General features: G+C 40.4%; 18 protein-coding genes. 13 read left to right on the top strand and 5 right to left on the bottom strand.

The window, feature by feature from the left end; translation table 11 throughout:
- The 5 genes from hisC to HX021_RS12285 all read right to left on the bottom strand — a co-directional run bounded on the left by hisC (position 1) and on the right by HX021_RS12285 (position 4,472).
- Positions 1-1,059 (bottom strand): histidinol-phosphate transaminase, encoded by a 1,059-nt coding sequence (hisC, locus tag HX021_RS12265; protein WP_286590653.1) that lies wholly within the window; start codon positions 1,057-1,059, stop codon positions 1-3.
- A 75-nt stretch (positions 1,060-1,134) separates the two neighbouring features.
- A complete protein-coding gene (locus HX021_RS12270; protein ID WP_286590654.1) occupies positions 1,135-2,046 on the bottom strand; it encodes a ribonuclease Z in 912 nt (303 codons plus the stop codon).
- 54 nt (positions 2,047-2,100) lie between these two features.
- Positions 2,101-2,481 carry an STAS domain-containing protein gene (locus HX021_RS12275; RefSeq protein WP_286590655.1) on the bottom strand — a complete coding sequence of 127 codons (381 nt, stop codon included), beginning with the start codon at positions 2,479-2,481 and terminating at the stop codon, positions 2,101-2,103.
- Between the two features lie 33 nt (positions 2,482-2,514).
- A complete protein-coding gene (locus HX021_RS12280) occupies positions 2,515-3,465 on the bottom strand; it encodes a phosphoribosylaminoimidazolesuccinocarboxamide synthase (RefSeq protein WP_286590656.1) in 951 nt (316 codons plus the stop codon).
- 41 nt (positions 3,466-3,506) lie between these two features.
- A complete protein-coding gene (locus HX021_RS12285; protein ID WP_286590657.1) occupies positions 3,507-4,472 on the bottom strand; it encodes a PhoH family protein in 966 nt (321 codons plus the stop codon).
- A 420-nt stretch (positions 4,473-4,892) separates the two neighbouring features.
- Between HX021_RS12285 and HX021_RS12290 the strand changes: the two genes are divergently transcribed.
- From HX021_RS12290 to HX021_RS12350, 13 genes are all read left to right on the top strand, one after another.
- Positions 4,893-5,681, top strand: a complete 789-nt coding sequence (locus HX021_RS12290; protein WP_286590658.1) for an SAM hydrolase/SAM-dependent halogenase family protein — start codon at positions 4,893-4,895, stop codon at positions 5,679-5,681.
- Positions 5,682-5,853: 172 nt separating this feature from the next.
- Positions 5,854-6,381, top strand: a complete 528-nt coding sequence (locus HX021_RS12295) for a hypothetical protein (RefSeq protein WP_286590660.1) — start codon at positions 5,854-5,856, stop codon at positions 6,379-6,381.
- A 155-nt stretch (positions 6,382-6,536) separates the two neighbouring features.
- Positions 6,537-8,372 (top strand): ABC transporter ATP-binding protein, encoded by a 1,836-nt coding sequence (locus HX021_RS12300; protein WP_286590661.1) that lies wholly within the window; start codon positions 6,537-6,539, stop codon positions 8,370-8,372.
- A gap of 104 nt (positions 8,373-8,476) precedes the next feature.
- Positions 8,477-8,875, top strand: a complete 399-nt coding sequence (locus tag HX021_RS12305; protein ID WP_286590662.1) for a hypothetical protein — start codon at positions 8,477-8,479, stop codon at positions 8,873-8,875.
- 77 nt (positions 8,876-8,952) lie between these two features.
- The gene (locus tag HX021_RS12310) at positions 8,953-9,612 is read left to right on the top strand and encodes a heme exporter protein CcmB (RefSeq protein WP_286590663.1); all 660 of its coding nucleotides are present in this window, start codon (positions 8,953-8,955) and stop codon (positions 9,610-9,612) included.
- Positions 9,613-9,649: 37 nt separating this feature from the next.
- On the top strand, positions 9,650-10,318 hold the full coding sequence (gene ccsA / locus HX021_RS12315; RefSeq protein ID WP_286590664.1) for a cytochrome c biogenesis protein: 669 nt from the start codon (positions 9,650-9,652) through the stop codon (positions 10,316-10,318).
- A 150-nt stretch (positions 10,319-10,468) separates the two neighbouring features.
- Positions 10,469-10,678, top strand: coding sequence for a CcmD family protein (locus HX021_RS12320; RefSeq protein ID WP_286590665.1), 210 nt, complete (start codon positions 10,469-10,471; stop codon positions 10,676-10,678).
- A gap of 20 nt (positions 10,679-10,698) precedes the next feature.
- Positions 10,699-11,682 carry a DUF6427 family protein gene (locus HX021_RS12325; RefSeq protein ID WP_286590666.1) on the top strand — a complete coding sequence of 328 codons (984 nt, stop codon included), beginning with the start codon at positions 10,699-10,701 and terminating at the stop codon, positions 11,680-11,682.
- A gap of 165 nt (positions 11,683-11,847) precedes the next feature.
- Positions 11,848-13,173, top strand: coding sequence for a BamG family beta-barrel-assembly machinery protein (bamG, locus tag HX021_RS12330; RefSeq protein WP_286590667.1), 1,326 nt, complete (start codon positions 11,848-11,850; stop codon positions 13,171-13,173).
- A 4-nt stretch (positions 13,174-13,177) separates the two neighbouring features.
- A complete protein-coding gene (lptC, locus tag HX021_RS12335; protein WP_286590668.1) occupies positions 13,178-13,804 on the top strand; it encodes an LPS export ABC transporter periplasmic protein LptC in 627 nt (208 codons plus the stop codon).
- A 227-nt stretch (positions 13,805-14,031) separates the two neighbouring features.
- Positions 14,032-16,137 (top strand): peptidylprolyl isomerase, encoded by a 2,106-nt coding sequence (locus tag HX021_RS12340; protein WP_286590669.1) that lies wholly within the window; start codon positions 14,032-14,034, stop codon positions 16,135-16,137.
- Between the two features lie 61 nt (positions 16,138-16,198).
- Positions 16,199-16,744, top strand: coding sequence for a DUF2480 family protein (locus HX021_RS12345; RefSeq protein ID WP_286590670.1), 546 nt, complete (start codon positions 16,199-16,201; stop codon positions 16,742-16,744).
- A gap of 94 nt (positions 16,745-16,838) precedes the next feature.
- Positions 16,839-17,624: a DUF3108 domain-containing protein gene (locus tag HX021_RS12350; RefSeq protein ID WP_286590671.1), complete on the top strand. Its 786-nt coding sequence runs from the start codon at positions 16,839-16,841 to the stop codon at positions 17,622-17,624.
- The last annotated feature ends 2 nt before the right edge of the window (positions 17,625-17,626 follow it).

A 17,626-nucleotide genomic window follows, 5' to 3' on the forward strand; every position in this document is an offset into this window, starting at 1 on the left:
TTATGTATTGATTTGATTAAGTTTTTTTAATAGTATTTGGTTTTCAGCAGGAGTTCCCACTGTAATCCGCAGACAGCCTTCACAAAGTTCAACTTTGGACCTATCGCGCACGATGATACCGTGTTGAACCAGATAATCATATACCTGGCGGGGCTGATCCATTTTGACCAGAATAAAATTAGCGTCAGATGGAGTGATATGTTGGACGTAGTTTAACTCCAATAATTCACGCACCAGTCTTTCGCGCTCCGCCACAGTTTCTTTGATCCAGTCATTGACTTGATCAACATTATCCAAGGCTTCCAGCACGATGTCTTGTGTTGCCTGATTAATATTATAAGGCGGTTTGATTTTGTTGTAAACAGCAATAATCTCTTTGCTGGCAAATGCCATTCCCAGGCGAAGGGCAGCAAGGCCCCAAGCTTTGGACAAGGTCTGTAGGACCACTAAATTTGGATATTCAGCCAATTCTTGCGTAAATGATTTTACCGCTGAAAAATTGATATAGGCTTCATCGACGACCACAAGTCCCTGAAAATTATTCAATATAGTTTCAATATCCTGACGGCGGATAGAATTACCTGTCGGATTATTGGGTGAACAGATAAAAATCAACTTGGTATATGCATCGATTGCCTCCGCAATACCATCCAGGTCCAACTGATAGTCAGCTGTCAGATTTACTTTCTTAAATGCGATGTCATTGATGTTGGCCGAAACTTCATACATCCCATAAGTTGGTGGAACCAAGATGACATTATCCACTCCTGGTGTACAAAATGCACGATATAATATATCAATAGCCTCATCACTTCCATTTCCCAGAAAAATATTTTCGGCAGGTACACCTTTTATCTTGGAGAGTTTGGCTTTGACTTGATGTTGGAGAGGATCTGGATATCGGTTGTAATCATGGTTAAGTGGGGATCCAAAAGGATTTTCATTAGCATCAATCAAGATAGATGCTTCCCCTTTAAATTCATCTCTTGCAGACGAATAAGGCACGAGTTTTTGAATATTTTCCCGTAGTAGATTGTTTAAGTTGAATGGATTATCCATTATAAAAAAATTAGAGCCGTAAACTTAGATAAATTGTTGATTAAATACAATATAATAAACAATTATTCATTCGCATTAAACTAAAAACCATTTACCTTCAACTGAAAGCTCCGTATTAGGGAATACTGAGCGTGCTTCTTCCAATAATGGGCTCAAATCACGGTACCGCGCCGAATAATGCCCCAGCAACAATTTCTTTGCCTGGGTCTCCATGGCAATCTCTCCCGCTTCAAGCGCCGTCGTATGAAAAGTCTCTTTTGCCCGATCAACCATATCGTGCAAGAAAGTAGCTTCATGGTACATCAGGTTTGCTCCCTGCACATAAGGAAGATATGCAGGCGTCCGTACGGTATCTGAACAGTACACATAACTTCTGGATGCAGGAGCAGGCAAGCTCAATTCATCTGCCGGATAGACCTTACCATTTTCATCGATATAATCCATTCCTTTTTTTATGGACGGATAATATACAGTGGGAATATTCAATGCTTGCACAACATCGCCAAGTAATGTCCTGGCCCGGGGTCCTTCATCAAAACGGAATCCCGTACAAGCGATCCGATGTGTTAATGGGAACGCACTTACTTTCAGGGTTCTATTTTCAAAAATCACCGCCGATTGATCTGGTGAAACCGCATGAAAAATGAGATTATACCGCAGCTCCGTCTGGGAATGTAGGAACTGTATATCCAAGATTTCCTTCAGGGCAGCCGGGCCATATAGATGGAGATCACTCTTTCGGCCGACAAGATGCATGGACGATAATAATCCCACAAGCCCCAAATAATGATCTCCATGTAAATGACTGATAAAAATATGACTGATCCGGTTACTTTTAATTCCATATCGACTGAGCTGCATCTGCGTACCCTCCCCACAGTCAATCAAAAACAATTGCTCGTTAAAGTTCAGCACTTGGCTAGTCGGATGACGATCAAACATCGGTGTCGCAGAACTATTTCCTAATATCAGAACTTCAAATTTCATATGTAATTTAATTGCTTTTTCAATGAAGACATGGAATCACCTGGTTACTTCATATTAATCCTCAATTGTTCCCCGATATTCAGATTCCAGTTCATGTGCAAAAATCAAATCTTCCGCTACCTTTAAAGACGGCGCTATTTTCAGGGTTTTATCCAGATGCGATACACGGACCATATCCATCAATGTGGGGCAAAGATGGACTAAAATAAATATCCCCCCAACGGATTGGCATAAACGGTGTGCCAATATCCCCAAACGAATACCGACTTCATCGGTTTTCTGCACATGGGCCATATCCAATACAATATTCCGCTGTCCAATGGTATTGCGCAACAAAAACTCGCCTTTCAATTTTGCCGCATTATCAGCATCTATCACTTCGACATGAGGCTCTATGACAATATAGCGATCGTGTTTATCAATAGTATACTTCATACGTCTATCTCCTTTGTTTGAGCATACAATGTACTAATAATTTAGCGATTTAAGCGCGTTAGCCACATTTCTTTCAACACGTTCAAGCACATTCTCCTGGTCTGGATATACAAATTTTTCACCGACAATATGCTCATATAGCTCAATATAGCGTTCAGAAATTGACGCTATGATAGCATCTGTCATTTCTGGGACAACTTGACCATCTTTACCTTGAAATCCATTCTCGATCAACCATTTACGCACAAATTCCTTAGACAGTTGTTTTTGCGCCTCACCTTTTTGCTGCCGCTCCTGATAGCCTTCTGCATAAAAGTAGCGTGAGGAGTCTGGTGTATGGATTTCATCGATCAAAACGATCTTACCGTCTTTTTTCCCGAACTCGTATTTTGTATCGACCAAAATTAAGCCGCGCTGAGCAGCCATTTCAGTCCCCCGTTGAAAGAGTGCCTTGGTATATTGTTCTAACTGTATGTAATCTTCCTCACTTACGATTCCTTTTTTCAGGATATCTGTACGCGAAATATCCTCATCATGGCCTACAGCAGCCTTGGTCGTCGGTGTAATAATCGGTTCAGGCAATTTGTCATTCTCCTTCAATCCTTCTGGAAGTGACTCACCACAAACTTCACGTTTACCAGCTGCATATTCACGCCAAGCATGCCCTGATAAATAACCCCGGATCACCATTTCTACTTTAAACGGTTCACATAGCTGACCTATCGTCACACTCGGATCCGGTACGGATACCACCCAATTGGGAATAATATCAGCTGTTGCTTTTAAAAATTTAGCAGCAATCTGATTTAACACCTGTCCTTTATAGGGAATGGGACGAGGAAGTACCACATCAAATGCTGATATACGATCTGAAGCCACCATAGCCAGGTAGGTATTTGCGATCGTGTACACATCCCGTACTTTTCCTCGGTAAAAAGCCGTCTGATTTTCGAAATGGAAATTTGTTTCTTTTATAGCGTTCATGTTCAAAGTAAATTCAACTATTAATTTTATGTATACTATGGCTAAATATCGCCATAGGCTTCTAATATACGGCGCACCAATTTATGGCGGACAACGTCTCCCCCACTCAGGTGGATGATATCTATTCCGTCGATATTTTCCAATAGACGAATAGCCGTCGACAGACCGGATTGATTTTTCTTGGGCAAATCCACTTGTGTCATATCACCGGTAACGATAAATTTTGCTGTTGGCCCCATACGGGTCAAAAACATTTTTAACTGCATATCCGTTGCGTTCTGCGCTTCATCCAGAATCACAAAACAATTGTCAAGCGTGCGGCCACGCATAAAAGCCAATGGAGCCACTTCAATCGTACGATTTTCCAGGTATCCTTTCAGCTTCTCCGCCGGAATCATGTCGTCAAGAGCATCGTACAAGGGTCTTAAGTAAGGATCGACCTTTTCCTTAAGATCGCCCGGCAGAAACCCGAGGTTCTCTCCTGCTTCCACAGCAGGCCTTGTCAAAATGATCCGTTTGATCTCTTTATTCCGAAGGGCCCGTACTGCCAAAGCCACAGCGGTATAGGTCTTCCCCGTTCCGGCCGGACCGATGGCAAATAGAATGTCATTCTTCGAAATACTGTCAACCATCTTACGCTGATTGGGTGTACGTGCCCGTACAATTATACCGTTGGGCCCATAAACGATGGGTTCAGCACCAAAAGCAGCATGTTTGGCAGCAAGCTCTTTTTCCTGCTTGGCAGCAGATCCTACACTTGCCCCTAAAAGATTTTCAAAATCCAACAAGGAGATGTTGTTAAATTTCTCCAGATGCTCCATGACATCCTTAAACGATTGCTCAAACAGCTCCAATTCCTTCGCATCTCCCAGCACTTTCATTTCACTTCCTCGAGCAACAATCCTCAGTTTTGGGAACTGCTTCTTCAAATAATCGAAGTGCTCATTGTCTGCTCCCCATAGCATGGGTAAATTCAGACCATCTAATGCAATTAGTAATTCGTTCAAATTTTATCCTATTTAGAATTAATTAGATTGTCGCCATTACACAATTTCTCTTCTGTATAATACTATTCAAAATTAACGTATTCTATTGAAAAAACAGCTCATCGGAGCGAGATTTTTGCAAAAAGAAAAGTGGAATATACTTTTATGTTTCAGCCTCCCATCAGCATTTCTCAAACCAGGTATGGAAAGACCCTAAAAATTTCTTTCTCACCGAAATCTTCTCTATGTTTGTGTATATCAACCAATAAAAGATATATTCAAAATAAGTTCTTCAATTAGCTTTACAAATCAGCTGATAAATAGTAATTTTGTCCTCTATTTGGATAGATTTTCGGCAATACAATAAAAAGCTAGAGGACTTCTATTTCTATTCATTCAAATAAGGGAATTCGACAGCAATTCAATCTTTTTTAGATTATAATGGCAGTAATTACGTTAACAACAGATTTAGGACATAAAGATTTTTATCAAGCCGCGCTAAAAGGAAGTCTTTTTTCGCAGTTGTCTGATGTTAATATTGTCGATATCACACACGAGATCCCAGCGTTCAATATCCCACGCGCTGCTTTTGTCCTGGGCAATGCCTATCATTATTTTCCAAAGGGAACGGTACATATCATCGGTATCAACACCCTATTCCACGAGGATTCCAAATATATTGGCATGAAATACAATGGCCATTATTTCGTAGGGGCAGACAATGGTATTTTCAGTCTGTTGTTGAACGGCAACGAACCACAGGAATTGTATGAACTGAATCTGATGCAGGATTTGAGGTATCTCCATTTCCCATTGGCAGATATCCTTTCCAAATCGGCCTGTCATATTGCAAAAGGTGGCAAGCTCAAAGAGATCGGCACCCCGATGCAGCACCTCATCGAAAAAGTTACTTTACAACCTATCTTTGATAAGGATATGATCCGCGGCAATATCATCTATGTGGATGCTTTTGGCAATGCCATTACCAATATCTCCAAAGATCTGTTCAATAAGGTACAGAAAGGCCGAAATTTCGTTCTGTATTTTAAACGCAATGAAACCATCACCAATCTTTCCTGGCATTACAATGAGGTGGGTGAAGGTGAAAAGTTATGCTTATTTGGGATCAGCAATTATCTTGAAATTGCGATCAATAAAGGGAACGCGAGCCAGCTTTTAGGCCTCCATGATGACGACTCCAATGTCATTCGTATAGAATTTAAAGATTAATTTTATAACTTTCATTAATATTATAATCATTTGGCAATGACAATGGAACTGTCAGGAGCTTGGGTATTTCTATTTTCTAGGCAATTTAGAAATCCATTAACGGCTCAATAGTTTCCGAAAAACTAATAGTATAGATCGTTCAACTTTTATGAAATCTTCAAAATTCTTTTTTTTGTTCACGTTACTTTGTTGTACTCTTGGGCACGTCAATGCCCAGGACAATGCTGATTCCACCTCGTTTGAAGTACAACGCAAACTCGTAAATGACTTGCTCAATGCCCGACAACAGAAATTTGGGGCTTTCGACACAAGCCTTACACAAAAATCAGGGCTATTTGGCTTGTTCAAATCAAAGGGCGATATGCAGAAAAGCATGGATATCCTGAAAGATATCGTCATCACGGATAATAACATTTTTCTTGAAACACAGAAGCTACTAAAAATCAAGGACTTTGAAAAAGATAAATTTCAACAGTTGGCCACAGAGTATGACAAGCAGGTTTCTGCCTATATCGGCACGATTAGCAAATTGCAAAAAGAAAATGAAAAATTACGGACTGAAACGGATAAAACTGGAGGAAGTGCCGTATTTAGCAGCATCTGGTTTTATTTAGCCCTGCTAGTCATCATTATACTCTCGGTTTTACTTTATCGTAGTAAAAAACCAACGTTTACTTCCTCAGACAGAAGCTTGCAGTAAACAGAACATCAGCTGTGATGCTTGAATAAAAAAGACAAAATCTCATATTAAGGAAGAAAGATGGAACAATTCCTAAAAAATTGACCAAAGTATGATAGCAAAATATTTTTAATCTCTTTACATTTGTCCTCGCAACAAAATTTGAAGTAGCGGATATGGCAAGAGGTTTCAATAGCGGCAATAAACAAGAAGAAGATCTACCAAAACCAAAATTAAATAAGGAACTCTTATTAAAGGCATCGAAAATACTGACCTATTTAAGGCCTTATCGGTTTAAATTTGGCCTTGGCATGTTTTTCTTGGTATTATCCAGTTTGGCCATGCTGGCATTCCCAGCTTTACTCGGCGCCATGATTGATGCCGCCCAGGGCAAACAAAAATTCACATGGCTGCCTCCAGAAGTGTATTATATAGGTGGAATTGCCTTCATCATTCTATCTTTTCTATCCATCGTTTCTTTTTTTCGGATACGAATCTTTGTTGAGATTGCAGAACGCGCGTTAGCGATGATCCGAAAAGACAGCTATCTGAAACTGATCTCCTTACCGATTGAGTTTTTTGCAAACCGTCGTGTCGGAGAACTCAACAGCAGGTTATCCGCAGACCTATCACAGATTCAAGATACACTGACCACCACCTTAGCCGAAATTCTGAGACAGCTGATCAGTCTCTGCTTCGGAGTGTTTTTACTGGTCTGGGTATCGCCAAAACTGGCTCTTATGAACCTTTGTATCCTACCCATTATCGTTGTGGCTGCCATTATCTTTGGAAAATTCATCCGCGAGCTCTCCAGGCAAGCACAAGATAAGATGGCCGAGTCCAATAGTATTGTTCAGGAAACCCTGCTTGGCATCAGCAATGTGAAGGCATTTGTCAATGAATATTTTGAATTTAACCGCTATAGCAACCAGATGGACTCCGTTGTAAAACTGGCGGTCAAAGGAGCGACCTTTCGCGGGGCATTTGCATCGTTTATCATTTTCTGTATTTTCGGTGCAGTCATCGCGGTGATCTGGTATGGCGCTGCTTTGGTGTCTATCCATGAAATGTCTGTGGGCGACCTGACGACTTATATCTTATATTCTATGTTTGTTGCCGGATCAATGGGCAGCTTTCCTGAATTATATGCAAATATTCAGCGCTCCTTAGGCGCGAGTGAAAGGATCCTGGAAATTCTGGGTGAACCACAGGAGAAAATTAAAGTTGAACCTTCCTGTAAGGAAATCGGCAAAGCTATGAGCGGAAACCTTCGTTTCAACCATGTTGCCTTTGCTTATCCAAGCCGCCCGGATATTGAAATCCTTAAGGACATCAATTTTACAGCCAATGCAGGAGACAAAGTCGCCATCGTAGGCCCCAGTGGCACCGGTAAATCGACTATTGCAGCATTAATACTACAATTTTATACGAGCAACAGTGGTGAAATACTTTACGACGGCAAACCGGCCACGGATTTTGACCTCTGTGATATACGGAACCAGGTTGCCATTGTCCCCCAAGATGTGCTGCTATTTGGTGGAACGATCCGCGAAAATATTGCTTATGGCAAACTTGACGCGACAGAAGCCGAAATCACTGCCGCCGCTGAACGTGCCAATGCTCACCAATTTATATTGAATTTTCCAGAAGGATACGATACCATCGTCGGTGAACGCGGTGTCAAACTTTCCGGCGGGCAACGCCAGCGTATTGCCATTGCCCGTGCCCTGCTCAAAGATCCGGCGATCCTTATCCTAGATGAAGCAACCTCCTCATTAGATTCTGAATCGGAAAGACAGGTGCAGGAAGCACTTGAAGAACTGATGCGTGGGCGTACCTCCATCATCATCGCCCATAGGCTATCCACCATTGTGGATGCAGACAAAATCATTGTGATTGAAAATGGTATTGTCTCTGAATCTGGGACACATGTTGAACTCCTTCAGTCCGCGGGCGGTCTCTATCATCACCTCTATACCCTGCAATCCAAACAGCAAAAAATAGATATGTAAAATTTTGTTAATTATTGATTCTTTTTAAACAAATTCTTTCAGTGATTGTTCATTTGGTATCATACTTGATTATTATTTGACATACACAATAAAATAGAAGAATTATGAAAAATAGCAAAAATGGATTAGTGGCATTTGCTTTGGTAGGATTGGCTGCGGGAGCTGCTGCATGGTATCTTTTAGGAACTGATGACGGAAAAAAACAATTGGATCGTGCAAATGATGGCATTAAAAGCTTAACTAAATCATTGAAGGATCTTTCTAAGAAAGAAGCTAAAAAAGCACAAAAACTGGCAAATAGAGCATCTGTGGAATTAGATAACCTCAAGTCAAAAGCACAGTCGGCATTCAGCAAGGCTTCAAGTGATGCTGATGCATTGAAAAATAAAGCCAAAGAAGCTGGTAGGGAGGCATTGGATCACGCAAACAACGCCGCTCAAAACTTGGCAAGTAAAATTGACAATACGACTGATGCCGCAAAATCAAAAATTTCTAATACATAAGTAAAAAAACATTTTTTTTAAGAATAGATCCTTTGGCCACCTCCCGTGGTCAAAATTCATTTGTATCTTTGCGGTATATGACTTTACTGCAGCAGGTAAAAACCTTAATTCTTAAAGATATCATTCTGGAATGGCGATCAAAATATGCCATCAACGGAATTCTGCTATACGTCGTATCTACTGTATTTGTGTGTTATCAAGCATTCAAATCAGTAGATACTACTGTTTGGAACGCCTTGTTTTGGATCATTATGCTATTTGCATCCATTAATGCCATCAACAAAAGCTTTGTTCAGGAAAATCCCAACAGACAACTTTATTATTACTCCCTAGTTGACCCAAGGGCCATTATCCTCGCCAAGGTCATTTACAATATGTTGCTCATGGTCATCCTAGCGACCATTGCCTACTTCGTCTATTCTATCATATTTAAGAATCCACTCGGAGATCCGGTCTTATATTTTATCGCTGTCATCCTAGGAAGTATAAGTTTTGCCAGTGTATTTACCATGATCTCGGGCATAAGTTCCAAGGCCGGGAATAACAGTACTTTGATGGCCATCCTCAGTTTCCCCGCCATTATTCCTTTGCTGATTGTACTGATCAAGCTTTCACGCAATGCGATGGAAGGACTTGATAGGGCTTCAAGTGCAAAAGAAATAATGGTATTACTTGCAATTAATGTAATCACGATCACTATTTCTTTATTGTTATTTCCGTACCTTTGGCGAGATTAGATGTTAGCATTGAAAACACATTAAATTCAATTTACCCATGAGAAAAAAATGGTGGAAAATATTAGCCGTAGTCATTATTTGTGCGGTCATTATCAACGGGCTATTGGGTCCCGTTCCGCGCCTATTCATCCTCCACGAAAGCATACGGAATGTCTATTTTCATGTCCCGATGTGGTCCGCCATGATCGTGATGTACCTCATTTCTGTTATTTATAGCATCAAATACCTCAACACCGGAAAACAAGAATACGATCTCATGGCCATAGAAGCGGTCAATACCGGGATCACATTTTGCTTTCTGGGACTCGCCACAGGCATGCTTTGGGCAAATATAACGTGGGGCGAGCCCTGGCCAAATGACCCGAAACTAAATGGTTCGGCCATAGCTACCTTAATGTATCTTGCTTATCTTGTCTTGCGAAATGCACTTGAAGAGGAACAAAAAAGAGCCAAAATATCTGCTGTCTATAACATTTTTGCATTCCCCATCATTATTGTATTGCTCTATATTCTCCCCAAAATGACAGATTCGCTACATCCTGGGAGTGGTGGCAATGCAACGTTCGGACAATTACAGATGAGCAATGAGCTCCGTCCAACATTCTATGCAGCAATGATAGGCTGGCCAATGATCGCCTTCTGGATCTGTTCACTCCGCTATAGAATACGCTTGTTGGAAAAAAAAGAACACGAGTTCAATTCGTAAGGACAAAACAAAATACAAACGCCTACATCAGGTAGCTATTTGTAATCAACAATACAGTCCTCGTTAAGGATTTTATAAATAAAAAAAACATACTACGTGCAGCACAGCACCTTGATAGGCTGAAACTATGCACGCTTAATTAATATAGAGATGAAAAAAATAACATTGTCCATTGTATTATTCGTTCTATCGACTTTAAGTACATTTGCACAGGATGACGTAGAAATGGCCACGGGACTACGTAGTGAGGGTAAAATCTATGTGGTCGTACTGGTTATGCTGGTCATCTTTCTTGGCCTGGCCTTCTTCCTCTTCTTGCTTGACCGTCGTATCAGCAAACTGGAAAAAAAGAATAAGTAGCAACCTATTCATCACTCCCCATGATTATAAGTCAATTTAGAAACTATACACCAATAAATATTCTATTTCTATCTTTGGTAGGGTTTGTCTTATGCTTAGGCATATTTCTCCATCTACCTGATAAACTTGATTCTGTAATCTTTGAGCCTGCACTTGGCAACCTTTTGGGAGAAAACAACTTAATCAACCTCTCGCCCGCAACGAATGTTTTTATCACCCTAATATTAACTATCTTTCAGGCGACAATCCTCAATCGTATAACCAGCCACTTCAATCTATTGGGGAAACCCAGCTTTCTGGTCGCATTGATGTATATGACTTTGGCCAGTCTATTTCTACCCTTCTTGATTCTTTCTCCAACACTCATCTGTAATTTTATTTCCATATGGATGTTGAGCAAATTGCTATCGCTCTATCGTCAGACTGACGTCAAAGCAGAAATGTTCGATCTTGGCATGATCGTTGGCATCGGAAGCTTAATTTACTTCCCGTTTTTAAGCATGTTTTTTTTACTATGGATCAGTTTGCTCATCTTTAGACCCTTCAGTTGGCGCGAGTGGATTACACCATTGTTAGGGCTTGCCACGGTATACTTTATCTTGGCTGTGATTTACCTATGGGTTGGAAAAATGGATCTGTTTTACACGATCTGGTTACCTTTTACCTATAAGTTCCCAACGGCGATCCGTATTCAGTTGTTCGATTACTTGGTATTGATCCCCGTGTTATTCACACTGGTACTTTTTTTATTGATCCTCAAAGACAATTTTTTTAAAAGCATTGTCCATATCCGGAAGTCATTTCAGTTATTGTTCTTCATGCTATGTTTAGCCGTAGCGTCTTTCTATTGGAACAAGAAATTAACAGAAGCACATTTCCTACTCTGCGCCCCCCCGATTGCTATATATATGGCTTACTATTTTACCTATGTCAAAAAGAAATGGTTTTTTGAAATTGTGTACGCCATTATAGCACTGACGATAATCTACTTTCAGTTTTTCTAAACACCTGTACAACAAGTGTTTAACCTTTTTTAACAAAATCGGTTTAACAAGCTCGCAAAAATTGAATAGTTTTGTATGCGCATAAAAGCACAGAATATTTAATCACTAGGGTTAAAACTCATAGATTTCACTAAAAACATTAGTCCTCAATTTTATAGATTGACCATGCAGAAACGCTTTATAAGCTCTCTAAAAAATAAATCACTCCAACTGTTGTTTGCAGGTGGAATTTTAGCTAGTTCGACGACCGCATTTGCTCAGAAAACGACATCCGCTTCACCTTATTCCCAACTAGGGATAGGTCAGATCCGTGAGGATTTATTACCGCAATATAGAGCTATGGGCGGCATCAATACCGGTGTCCGTAGGATCAATAATGTCTACAACACCAATCCAAGCAACCCTGCATCTTATTCGGCGGCAAATTTCACAACGTTTGACGCAGGATTATATGGCAATTTCACACAACTAAATTCTACGAACAAGTCAGACAATACGGCAGATTTTGCCTTTAGTCATATCACGATGACTTTTCCTATGAAAAGGTTTGGTGGTATCAGCATGGGTATATTGCCCTTTTCAGATGTAGGTTATCGTACGGCTTCTCAGGAAACGCTAAATGGTGAGATCCACAACAAGATCTTTACCGGAGAAGGAGGTCTGACGAAGGCTTATGCCGGTTGGGGTGTCCGTATTATTAAAGGACTGAGTATAGGAGCCAACATGTCCTATCTCTTTGGTACGCTCAATGATTATAGCCGTGTTGAATTCTCTCCTAATTCGGGTGCATTGAATACACAACGTCAGGATAAACGTGAAATTCAAGGGATTATCTTTGATTATGGTTTGCAGTACGAACAACCGCTGGGCAAGGAGTACGCATTAACCTTTGGTTACTCCGGTTCGTTAAACAATGATATCAAAGACAGATCCACTTCATTCATTACCCGGGTCACACCATCCTCAGATCCCGACAATCAAAATATTCCCTTAGACACCACTTATGTCTCTAGTCGAATCAGCAGGCACCTGACGCTCCCATTAAAGCATAATGTGGGGGTTACATTGGCCCGTAACGGGCGTTGGCTGGTCGGAGCGGACTTCAAATATGCCGATTGGTCCAGATTCCAGGTACGGGAAGGTGAAAATCGCTTGCGCAAGAATTATGGTGTAGCCATTGGTGGTCAATTAAAACCCGATGCTTCCTCCCTCAAATATTTGAATCAGGTGGATTACCGGCTAGGTTTTAGATACAATAAAACGCAGTATTTCCTCAGCGATCAAAATATCAATGACATGGCTATAACGATCGGTGTTGGTTTACCTTTCGCAAGAAACCAATATTCTGGGGCCTTTTCTAAAGTCAACTTCTCCGCCGAATTTGGCCAGATGGGTAAAATCAATAACAGCTTGATCCGTGAACGTTACATCAATTTCAATATTGGGTTTACATTGAATGACCGTTGGTTTAGAAAACCTCCACTTGATTAAAAGTATGGTACGCAAAGTATTTGCACTTCCGATAATACAACATACGCCCCTAGTAATGATATTTTTACTGGGGGCGCTCTCATTGGCCTCATGTGAACCTGACTTAAAGGAGGTCGACCGGATTGCTAACCTGAAAAAAGAGGAAGCAGTGGATATATCTCGCCATGTAGATATTATCTATAGCGATTCCACACGTGTAAAAGCCAATCTAACCGCGCCGGAAATGCGTATCAAGCATGACAGTACAGAAATATATGAGTTTCCTAAGAGTATAAAAATCATATTTTACGACGACAACCTAAAAGAAACACAGCGCATCACCTCTGACCACGCTATCCGTAGAGAGAAAGAAAAAACGACCACTTTTACCAAGAATGTCGTAGTCACAATGGCTGATGGCTCTGTCATCAAAACAGAGGAAATTATCTATGATGAGGGCAAAGCAGACAGCAATGACAATGTCACCTTTTATAACCATGTGCCAATTACCGCATTTTTTAAAGACAATCGCGGTAATCTGCAAGGCTCTTCCTTCACCTCGGACAAGGACTTTAAAAACATCAATATCAGCAATGCAACGGGATATACCGTCATTACCAACAATAGTTTATTTCCTTCAATCGGCAAATAAAGCTTTTGCTACCGGATATTGATGGATTTCACACAATCTTCTGGGATGGTGAGGTGATGCCGTTAAAAAAATATCCTGATACAAATAGTTTTCAAATTTGTTTTATTACATTCAGGAAATATTCCGTTTTTTTTTATAAAAATTGTATCTTGCACCGCATTTTGCTATGCTATGCATAAATTAACGAAATACAAGTATTTACACAATATAAACACAATAAGCAGACTATGGGATTAATGGGCTTTTTGCGTAACAAAGCTGGCGTCATCTTGACCGCGGCTATGGCTATCGCAATTTTAGCATTTTTACTAGGCGATGTCGTTCGTGGAGGAGCTCCTTTTTGGGCCAGACATCAAAATCGTGTAGGGGAAGTCAACGGAACTGAAATTGAATATCCTGAGTTCAATCAACAGGTTGAACAAACAGAAGAAATGTTCAAACAACAAATGGGCGGTGCTGTCACCCCCCAAATGAGAACATATGCCGTTCAACAGGTATGGAATCAATTTTTATCGAGAGAAATCTTGAAAAAAGAAATCGAAAAAATTGGTTTGACTGTAGGAAAAGATGAATTAAATGATTTAGTAAAAGGACCAAATCCTTCGCCTCAGATCGTTCAAGCTTTTACCAACCCACAGACTGGTCAGTTTGACCATGGTCAATTAATGACTTTTCTGAGCCAGGTAAACACGGCTGGAAACCAGGCCGTAGCTGACCAATGGGAAGCCTTACTTGAAGGTGTTAGAGATGAGCGCCTGAGCAGTAAATATGGTGAATTGCTTTCTAACAGCGTTTATGTAACATCATTGGAAGCAAATGAAGAATACCAAGAGCGTAATAAGCTGGCAAACTTCAAATACATTCTTTTAGACTATGCATCTGTCAAAGATGCCGAAGCTAAAGTGACTGATGCGGATTACCAAAAATACTATGATGAGCATAAAAACATGTTCAAATCACAGGAAGAAACTCGTGCAATCCAATACGTTATCGTAGATGCCAAACCTCTTGCCAAAGACTCTCTTCAAGTAAAAGAGTCCATCGACAAATTAAAACAAGACCTTATCGTAGCAAAAGATGATTCTTTGTTTGCATCGATCAACTCTGACAACAAATATCCATTCAGCTATGTGAAAAAAGGTCAATTGAGCCCATCCTTGGATTCAGTTGTATTTAACGTAGCTGCAGGGACCACAGTTGGCCCATTCTTAAGCAATGGTGCTTACGAAATTGCAAAAGTTGTCTCTACTGTGGTAGGTCCAGATTCAGTGAAAGCTTCGCATATCTTATTGGATCCAACCACAGAAGGTGGTGTAGACAAAGCATTGGCAAAAGCAGATTCTATCAAAGGTCTTATTCAGAAAGGTGACAACTTTGCAGCATTGGCCATTCAGTTCAGCAATGACCCTGGAAGCAAAGCAAATGGTGGTGAGCTCGGAACTTTCACAAGAGGCCGCATGGTTCCAGAATTTGAAAAAGCAGTCTTTGAAGGTAAAACCGGTGATATTAAAGTTGTAAAATCTCAATTTGGTGTTCACATTATCAAAATCGAACAACAAATAGGTACAGCAAAATATGCAAAAGTTGCGATCATCGACAAGGTTATCAACAGTGGTAAAGAAACATTAAATAATGCCCACAGCAAAGCCACAGCTTTCTTGTCTACAGCTACGACCCAAAACTTTGCTCAAGAAGCGAAGAAACTGGGCCTAGAAGCTAAAACGGCTTCACGTGTTACCGCAATGGATAATGTCCTTGACGGAAATGAAGCACCACGTGATTTGATAAAATGGGCTTTTGAAGCTAAGAAAGGTGATGTATCCGATAAGGTTTTTGAAACTGAAACATCCTATATCCTGGCCAGCTTGGTTAACATCCAACCCAAAGGAACGCTTCCTTTAGATGCTGTCAAGAAAGATATCGAACCAGCGGTTAAAAATATGGTTAAAGCAAAAGTCCTAAAGGATAAATTTGACAAAGCTTTAGCTGGCGCTTCTTCGATTGACCAAGTCGCTCAGAAAGTAGGTAAATCCGCCATCCATGTGGACAATGTTGTATTTGCCAATCCTGTTATTCCTGGCGTAGCCTTAGAGAATGCAGTTGTGGGCACTGTCTTTGGCCTTCAGCCAAACAAACCTTCCAAAGCGATCGAAGGAAATACAGGTGTGTACGTGGTACAAGTAAACGGTTTCACGAATCCTTCGGCAATCTCGGATATCAATGGACAAAAGAAGCAAATGCTTACGGCTAAAGCCCAACGTGCTTGGGGATCTATTTTCCGTGCTTTACAAGACAAAGCTGAAATCATTGACAATAGGGTGAAATTCTTTTAGAAGATTTTTAAGTAAATTTGTAACCGGACGAATTATCGTCCGGTTTTTTTTTGATATGCATATGGAAATTCAAACAAATATTGTCAATAAAGTCGCGCAAAGCGGATTAGTAACTGTAGACTTAGCTGATTATCATCCCAATACTGACAATGTATTATATGATATCAAGGATAATTTGTTCCATGGTCTGATCCTTAAGGAAAAGGATTTTCGTGAATTTATCAAAGCACATGACTGGTCCCAATATTCGGGTAAACATGTTGCGATTACCTGTACCGCGGATGCTATAATTCCTACTTGGGCCTATATGTTATTGGCAAATAAGTTGGAGCCATATGCTACGCGTATCATCTTTGGAGATTTGGATGAGCTGCTACGGATACAATATGCCGCAGCGATTGAGCAGATTGATATGCTGCAGTTCCAAGATCAACGGGTGGTTGTTAAGGGCTGTGGAGATATTCTTATTCCAGAATCCGTATTTGTTCAGTTTACCGTGAAGCTCAGCAAAGTAGCAAAAAGTATTATGTATGGCGAACCTTGTTCAACTGTTCCCGTTTTTAAGAGAACCAATAAGGAGCAGAAATCATCCGACAAGTCCATATAAGCAAAAATACAGGATAACTTCATCGTTCTGAAAAGGTAATTTATTTGGATGAAAATAGCTTTTCTTTTCGAACAAATTTCGTAAACTTACGTACATGAAACTTATATCGACTTTGCTTCTTTACTTATCGGTTTTAGTAAGTACTGTTTTTGCCCAGGATCTGCCCCATTTAAAGGAATCCGCTTTTAAAGCTGGAGAAAAATTAAAATATAGACTCCGCTATGGCATTATTTCGGCTGCCACCGGAACGCTGACTGTTGCCGACACAAAAGATGGCCAGGGAAACCCGGCATTCCATTTATATGCTGCAGGCAGAACTGCTGGTGCTTTCGCGATATATACCGTGAGGAATGAATATAATTCCTACATAAACAGTAAAACATTCCTACCCTATTATTATACCGAAAATATCCGTGAAGGAGGTTATAGGCGGAATGATAAAGTTCGTTTTAACCAACAGACCCATACTGTTGTCGGTAATAAGGGGACATTTACATCCAAGGTTGACCAGACATTCGACTTATTATCATCGTACTACTTCGCTCGTAACCTGGATCTTTCCACTGTTAAACCGGGTGAATCTTTTAAGTTGACCTATTTCCTGAATGATGAAATTGCAACCCTGGGTATTCAATACATAGGAATAGAAAAAATAAAAACAGAATTGGGCACATTAGAGTGCCTTAAATTTAGTCCTGAGATAAAACCTGGACGTATCTTTAAAAAAAATAGTAAGCTTTACCTGTGGGTGACCAATGATGGTAACCGGATCCCAGTTAAAGCCAATGTGGATATATTGATCGGTTCTGTCACCTTGGAACTCTTGGAAGCAAACGGATTAAAGTATAAACTTGGACAAAAAGCGAGCTACTCAAAATAATT

The sequence above is a fragment of the Sphingobacterium sp. N143 genome (assembly GCF_030325625.1).
In the GTDB taxonomy this organism is placed as follows: Bacteria; Bacteroidota; Bacteroidia; order Sphingobacteriales; family Sphingobacteriaceae; genus Sphingobacterium.